The sequence below is a fragment of the Muribaculum sp. genome, assembly GCF_029051885.1.
Lineage (GTDB): Bacteria > Bacteroidota > Bacteroidia > Bacteroidales > Muribaculaceae > Muribaculum.
In genome coordinates this window covers 1-6053 of record NZ_JAIDKI010000205.1, presented here as the reverse complement: position 1 = coordinate 6053, position 6053 = coordinate 1, and the positions used below count along the sequence as shown (strand labels likewise).

General features: G+C 43.1%; 6 protein-coding genes, 1 tRNA gene and 1 pseudogene. 2 read left to right on the top strand and 6 right to left on the bottom strand.

Going from position 1 to position 6053, the window contains the following annotated elements; translation table 11 throughout:
• Positions 1-250 (bottom strand): annotated as a pseudogene (locus tag K2I50_RS08575) (aspartate--ammonia ligase); the annotation flags it as partial.
• A gap of 262 nt (positions 251-512) precedes the next feature.
• On the opposite strand from K2I50_RS08575, the gene K2I50_RS08570 reads away from it, so the two are divergent.
• Entirely contained in the window at positions 513-2012 is a 1500-nt protein-coding gene (locus K2I50_RS08570; RefSeq protein ID WP_526022973.1) for a DUF3943 domain-containing protein, read from the top strand.
• 524 nt (positions 2013-2536) lie between these two features.
• A tRNA-Ser gene (locus tag K2I50_RS08565) sits at positions 2537-2627 on the top strand.
• A 111-nt stretch (positions 2628-2738) separates the two neighbouring features.
• Here the strand turns inward: K2I50_RS08565 and K2I50_RS08560 are convergent.
• From K2I50_RS08560 to K2I50_RS08540, 5 genes are all read right to left on the bottom strand, one after another.
• The gene (locus K2I50_RS08560) at positions 2739-3167 is read right to left on the bottom strand and encodes a GNAT family N-acetyltransferase (protein ID WP_301025916.1); all 429 of its coding nucleotides are present in this window, start codon (positions 3165-3167) and stop codon (positions 2739-2741) included.
• An 80-nt stretch (positions 3168-3247) separates the two neighbouring features.
• Entirely contained in the window at positions 3248-3529 is a 282-nt protein-coding gene (locus tag K2I50_RS08555; RefSeq protein ID WP_301025915.1) for a winged helix-turn-helix domain-containing protein, read from the bottom strand.
• Positions 3526-4152 (bottom strand): hypothetical protein, encoded by a 627-nt coding sequence (locus K2I50_RS08550; protein WP_301025914.1) that lies wholly within the window; start codon positions 4150-4152, stop codon positions 3526-3528. Before K2I50_RS08550 ends, K2I50_RS08555 begins: the two co-directional genes overlap by 4 nt.
• Before the next feature lie 116 nt (positions 4153-4268).
• The gene (locus K2I50_RS08545; RefSeq protein ID WP_301025913.1) at positions 4269-4901 is read right to left on the bottom strand and encodes a CatA-like O-acetyltransferase, family 2; all 633 of its coding nucleotides are present in this window, start codon (positions 4899-4901) and stop codon (positions 4269-4271) included.
• 145 nt (positions 4902-5046) lie between these two features.
• Positions 5047-5829: a helix-turn-helix domain-containing protein gene (locus K2I50_RS08540; protein WP_301025912.1), complete on the bottom strand. Its 783-nt coding sequence runs from the start codon at positions 5827-5829 to the stop codon at positions 5047-5049.
• Positions 5830-6053: the final 224 nt, after the last annotated feature.

Below are 6053 nucleotides of genomic sequence, written 5' to 3'. Positions count from 1 at the left end.
GGGAATGGACTACCTCGGCTTTGGCTCCTCCCATGGCATCGATGTTGAAGGATACGGCGTGTTCTACTCCATTGAGGTCGTCATTAAGGCCGGTTCCACTGAGTACGAACAGCGGTGCGGTTACTCTCCGCAGGTTCAAGGCACGGGCCAGTTCGGTCTGAAAACCTTCTTTGATTGTCTTGATGGCAATCTCTGTGGTTTCCGGCAGCAGTTTCTGCTTATATTTTTTAGGGATGATAAGAGACATGATTGTGATACATTTGATAATTGTATGTTGCAAAGTAAAGCAAATGTTTTATGAAATGCAAATAATTATGGCAAAAAGATTGAATTGTGCTAAAATATGCTTCAAAGTGGCTGCCGTTTGTGCTTTTGCCAGTTCTTTATGTCGGACGCTCAGGCATGTCAATCATATTTTATAGTGTGGCAAGGTATATTAGGGATTTAGAATCGAACTGATGGGATTAACAATTGTTATACTCTTGTAACAACTCTATCTCAACAATGGATTAATGGTTAGCTTCAGATACTTAATATTATTAATGTGTATATTGTCGGGCATTGGTGCTGTGTCGGCTCAGATGCCCATAAAGCTGCGGGTTCTTCCTGAGGTGCCGCCGGACAGTGCTGATGTGGCTTATTATTCGAAGCCTCATTTTTGGCGCGCGGCAGGAGAGGTTGTCGGGTTTAATCTTGGGCTATGGGCATTTGACCGCTATGTACAACGCGGAGATTTCGCATATATTAGTATGAATAGTGTCAAGGAGAATTTCCGTAAAGGCTTCAAATGGGATAATGACAAGTTAGGAACAAATATGTTCTTACACCCTTATAATGGCAGTCTCTATTATAATTCGGCGCGCAGCAATGGTTTCAATTACTGGCAGTCGGCGCTGTTTTCTATCGGAGGCAGTGCGATGTGGGAGCTTTTTATGGAATGCGAATACCCGTCGACCAACGACATCATAGCGACACCGATAGGTGGAACGGCAATAGGAGAGGTGTTTTTCCGTGCTTCAGATGCAATCATAGATGATCGTGACACGGGGGCTTCCCGATTTGGCAGGGAGGCTGCGGTGTTTGTAATATCTCCGATGAGAGGGCTTACGCGTATTATTACCGGAGATGCCTGGCGTGTGCGTGCCACTCGCGGACGTCTGTATGGGACACCTCCTGTGTCGGTGGAGTTTTCGGTAGGTACACGTGGGATATATCTCAATGATGAGGCCTCGTCGTCGGCAGTTGGTGCGACAGCTGAGATAAATGTGGAATATGGCGACAGATTTGAGGTGACATCCACCAAGCCGTTTGATTATTTCACTGTCAGAGCTGATCTTGGCGTGGTAAGCCGTCAGCCTCTATTGAGTCAGCTCAATATAAAGGGTCGACTTATTGCACGTGAGATATATGATATTGCTTCCCGAAAAATGAGTGTCGGACTTTATCAGCATTTTGATTACTATGATTCTGATACGATACATAAGGCGGATCCGTCGCATGTGTCGAGGGTGCCATATAAATTGGGTATTCCTGCAAGTCTTGGAGCCGGATGGATGTTTCGCGACGCGAGTAATCCTCGATGGACATTGGATACCTATTTGCATGGTAATGTGGTGATGCTCGGGTCGATACTGTCGGATTATTATCATGTGGATGAACGTAATTATAATCTTGCCAGTGGATTTTCCATTAAAGGCGGATTAAATTTAGTGTTTGATCGCGATCGTTTTTCGGCCTCTCTTTCGCATGAATACTATCGACTGTTTACCTGGAAGGGATATCATCGTAATACGAATCTTGAGCGAAGCGATCCACGCACGCTTGACGTGCAGGGCGACCATTCTGCCGCTTCATTTAATGTTACTGAGTTGCGCGCCGATTTGCGTGTATGGTATAAACTGTATCTCTCGGCTGCAGTTAACCATTATCATCGTTCGACACGATATAGAGACTATCCTCATGTGAAGTCGAATACTACCGGAGTGAGGATTATGCTCACTTACAAGCTCTGAAAAATAAGGCTGTTATATAAATAAGTGGCACTCACCATCTCGGTGAGTGCCACTTTAGTGAATTATGGTATGGATGAATTGTTTTAAGTACTCCTTGAATTATAATATTCCTTGGCGGAATAAGATAGGATGCGATACGATGTCAGTATAGATTAGTATGTGATGTTTTCGTTCGCAAAGGTAATATTTGTTTTCTGAAATAAAAAATATTTCGAAACGAAATTTTTTGAAAAATCATACGAAATGTATAAGTGCTTGCTTGATAATAAATGTTGCTTACATGGTAGTATAGCATGAGACGATTTTCGATATGCAGTGAAGGAATGTTTCTGATGTACATGAATGAGAAACGGTCGGGCGAAAAACGGCGAAGCAATACGGGAGTTTTGGGGTTGTGGGTTTCTGCTTTTTCTGCTTTTTTGAAAAATATATAGATTTTTGCTGAGAAAAATTTGCATAATAAAAATATCCTTGTTAACTTTGCACCGCTGAAAGGGAAATAACCCACGCAAACATCAGCAAAAGGAGAGGTGGGTGAGTGGCTGAAACCACCGGTTTGCTAAACCGACGTAGGATACAATCCTACCACGAGTTCGAATCTCGTCCTCTCCGCCACAAATTTTCACCCTGCAAGTCGCCGACTTGCAGGGTGTTTTTTTAGATGATGCTTGTCTTTTTTTTGGGGCTAAATTTATTGTTGAGCCGGTCCTTATGTGTTTTTATCAATTATAGTGATAGATGTAGTATTGGGAAGGGTCTGCCTGCGTCATCAAGATTATCTCTACCTACGATTCTGAATCCTTTTGCTTTGTAGAAGGCCAGTGCAGAAGGGTTCTGCTCGTTTACATCTACTTTAGTCGCACCATTATTTAGGGCAAACTCTATAAGAGCGGAGCCATAACCACGTCCTCGGCTATCGTTGTCGATAAACAGCATTTCAATCATGCAGTCATTTAATCCTATGAAGCCAATAATGGAATCATTTTCTGAGACAGCATACAGATTGACATTTTGGAAGTAGCTCGGAATCAGGGCTTCCTTTATTTCAGTTATAGCATTTTCATCTAAAAAAGCGTGTGTCGCCCGTACTGAGCGCTCCCATATACCGATGAGTGTCTCATAATCATTTTGAGTACATCTTATAATCTTTCTCATGTCCTAAATTATTGAACGCTAATTTTATACAAAATGGATTCTGTTGCGGCAATTATTTGCCTGGCAAGGTGGCATATTGATTACAGATTCAGATAAGTTTTGAGAGCCTCGACATACTCCTCAAATGCCTTTTGTCCTTCGTGTGTTACGGAGCAAACTGTTCGTGGTCGTTTGCCTGCCATGCCCTTTTCGATAGAGATATAGCCGGCAGATGATAGCTTGTCGAGTTGTACACTGAGATTTCCGGCGGTAGATTCGGTTTTCTCCTTGAGATAAACGAAATCTGCTTCCTCCACGCTCATAAGAATGGACATTATGGCAAGCCGGAGTTGCGAATGCAGGAGCGGATTCAGTTCCTTCATTTTTCTTGTGAGGCCTTGTGATTGAGAATGTGTCCGGGGACTATCATCATCGCAATGAACGATAGCATGAAGAGAGGCATGAACCATGACGAGTGAAGCTCTATGTGGCCTGCGATGCAGCACACGGTGAATATGCCGAAAACAAGCCCGATTGAGCCACCTGCCATCAGAGACTTTTCCTTGACTATTATTCCCTGGACAATTTCTGCAAAAGGCACGATAATCAGTGCAAATGCAAGCATCATGGACCATGTGTCGATTCCTTTAATAAGTAGGAACCCAAGACAGATGAATGTAGATGCTATCGCACTGAATCCAACAATCGACCAGATGCGCGAGGTTAGTGTGTCGGAATAATTCTTTACACCATTTTTGTATAGTTGCCTCTTAGCCATTAGGGGGGTTGCAACGCCTCCGACAATCCAGATGATGAACCATAGCCAGTTCCATGCGGGGTTGTGGGTTGTGGTGAGCAATATCCATATCAGGGCAGTGACACCTACGGTTAGATAGCCCCACATAAGGAGGACGTTGCCATCGCCTATGTAGCGTTGTTTTGTGCGGGCAATCATCGAAGTTATTACTTCGAGACACTCTTGTTCGGTAAGTTTTCTGTCTTCCATATGAGTGAAATTTGGCGGTTTGATATTTGGTTTATATTGTAAACCATTTGACTCTGAAAAAAGAGCGGTCGCGCGATTCCGCTCTTTTCACGACTGCGAATTTAATGAGGTTTATATTATAAACCAAATTTTTCGTCAAGTTTTCTGATGTTGTTTTGTAGGATGTCGAGGAAACGAGCAGCGTGGGCGCCGTCCATCTGTGTGTGATGAAACTGGAATGAGACGGTCAGTTGGGTCTTGAACCATGATTTGCGGTAGCTACCCCATATCAGAAACGGGTTGTTGAAAATGCCGCTATACATTCCGACAGCTCCGTCGATTTCATATTTTGTCAGTGCGGATGTGCCGATTACCATGCTGTCGGTGATGTCGTGATTCTTGCAGCTCTCTGCAACTTGTCTTGTCAGGCGAAGATAGTCATTGTTAAACCGATTTATATCATTATTGAAGGGAATATCGCATGAACTGACTTCGCCTTGTGAATTAGCAACTATTGTGTTGACTGCAATCGATTCATATCTTATAAGTTTGTCTCCGACTGGTAGCATATAAAACTCCTTTATATGTGATGCACTGCAACCTATGCACCAACACATCAGCATATTGAATTTCAGGCCGCGTTTTCGGCTGATATGCCGCAGTCGGGTCACATCAAGAGTCTTTATTAACGTCACCATCGGCATTGGTGCTTTCATCCACATTTCAAAGGCATAGGCACGGGTGGTGTCTGAAGGATTGACTTCTCGCATTATAGAATGTTTTGAAATATATTTGTGAAACATTTTTTAGTGAGCCGAAATAGCAGGTAGGCAAATCAAGATGTGCGGTGTAGGGTATTCCGACTTGCTGCAAAGTTATCCTTGGGGCTTCATCCCCGATAGTATAAATGCGACATTATGACGGATTGGTAAACAAATCGGAGTATGGTGTGCAATATCTGCGAAGTAAATCGGGAGTGTGTCCGCTTAACTTCCGAAAATCTTTGATAAAGTGTGATTGGTCGGAGAATCCACATTCGGCAGCGATACCGGCATTGCAGCACTCACCTTGCTGCATCAGCCAAAGTGCTTTCTGAAACCGTACGATACGGGCGTATTCTTTCGGATTCATGCCTACCGTTTCGCAGAATACTCTCTCATATTGCCGTTTGCTTAGACATGCATCGGCGGCAAGAGTGTCGACTTTCGTATAGGGAGCGCGAAGCAATGTATTGACAGACTCGCCGATGCGTCGGATATTTAGACTGTATCTTATTTTTGACAATAAAAAAGTCTCCAAAATAGCAATGCATTCTTCGTGGCTCTCGCTGTCGAAAATTCGCTGTGCAATTTCATTGAGTTGGCGGCTTTCAATATCATAACCTGATACTTCAAGATTGTAGAATGCCGATGGTGGTGTGTCGATAAATATTCCTATAATATGGGGATAGAAAACTGCCACTATCATTTCCAATCTTCCGGCTGATTGAATATGCGACGGGAAATTTACTTGACCGCTGATTGTAATGTGCGACTGACTTTTATCAAGTTCCGGAATGTATAGCGGTGTTCCCTTATGAAATATGATTTGCGAACAGCCGATAGGGAAAGTCAGGACGCTGAAAGGCTCATCGCTTTCCAGTATCCAGTAATAGCGCACGTATGGATGCAGCTCTTCCCGCGGCTTTATTATCTGCATATTGTCAGATTATTTGTTTCCGAGCCATTCGGACATCTTGATTGTCCGTTATCATAATCAGGTGTCTTTTACATAATCCGATTTGCAACAAAAAGACTGATACTTAGCGATACAATCTTCCATGTAAAGTTATTGTATGACCATCAATCGATACTTGATTCAGTATTACAAAGTAATAAAAAACAAATGAAATATGACGTGTCTGCAACTGCATTTATTAGTAC